The sequence below is a fragment of the Kitasatospora phosalacinea genome (assembly GCF_000717185.1).
In the GTDB taxonomy this organism is placed as follows: Bacteria; Actinomycetota; Actinomycetes; order Streptomycetales; family Streptomycetaceae; genus Kitasatospora; species Kitasatospora phosalacinea_A.
In genome coordinates this window covers 1-1,000 of the sequence record NZ_JNYE01000255.1, presented here as the reverse complement: position 1 = coordinate 1,000, position 1,000 = coordinate 1, and the positions used below count along the sequence as shown (strand labels likewise).

Annotated in this window: 1 protein-coding gene; it reads right to left on the bottom strand. The window is 69.4% G+C overall.

Annotated features, from left to right (window positions below):
• Nucleotides 1-24 precede the first annotated feature (24 nt).
• Nucleotides 25-921, bottom strand: coding sequence for an IS982 family transposase (locus OO57_RS37875; RefSeq protein ID WP_033257462.1), 897 nt, complete (start codon nt 919-921; stop codon nt 25-27).
• Nucleotides 922-1,000 lie beyond the last annotated feature (79 nt).

Sequence of the window (1,000 nt, the reverse complement as noted above, 5' to 3'; positions counted from 1 at the left end):
CTAGACGAGTAGTTCCGAAGTGGGTCAGTGGTCGTAGGCGATGAGTGATCGGGTGACGGGTTGGCCGGTGGTGCGGTTGTGCCAGATCGCGCAGGTCATCGCCAGCAGTCGCTGGCCGACGCGGGCGCCGAGGCCCTCGATGGTGCGTCCGCCGTGCTGTTCGAGTCCGAGTTGGCCCTTGAGGGTGTCGTTGACGGACTCGATCAGCTGGCGGACGGATTTCAGCAGCCCTTCGCCGGGGCGTGGGGTCCGGTTGCGGTAGGAGGGCCTCAGCAGCTGAGCCCCGAACTGTTCCAGGAAGCGGTCGAGTTCCGCGGAGACGTAGCCCTTGTCGGCGAGGATCAGCAGGCCGGGCCGCTCGCGCACGAGACCGGGCTCGGTCTCGATCAGTGCGGCCAGCACCTCGCGCTCGTCGACCTTCGGGCTGGCGAGGGCCCAGGTGACGGGCAGCCCGGCCGGGGTGCAGACCAGGTGGAGCTTCAGACCCCAGAACCAGCGCGAGTGCGAGCGGCTGTAGCCGTAGCCCGCCCATCCGGCCAGGGCCGAGCGGCGGGCGGTGTCGCGGGAGCGGCCGCACTCGACGGGGGTGGAGTCGGTGATCCACACCGGGTCGGCCCACAGGTCGGTGTCCCGGGCGAGGTCGCGGATGGCCTGCTGGAGCAGGGGCCTGGCGGCGCGCAGGCGCTTGTTGTAGCCGGGGCGTTCGGGCAGGTGGGGGAACATGCCGCGCAGGTGGGCACGGGCGAAGCGGATCCAACGCGCCTCGGAGTGGAAGCCCAGCAGCACCTGGGCCACGGCCAGGCACAGCAGTTCCGAGTCCGTCAGCAGCGGCGGGCGCCCCAGCCAGCGCGTTCGGGGCAGATGATCATCGATCCGCACGTAGAGTGCGGTCAGGAGGGTGTCCAGCTCTTCGGTCGTCACAACCCGAATGCTGGACACCCTCCCTGCATGCCCGGAGCAGAACCAGCAAAGCCAGCAGACTTCGGAACTACTCGTCTAG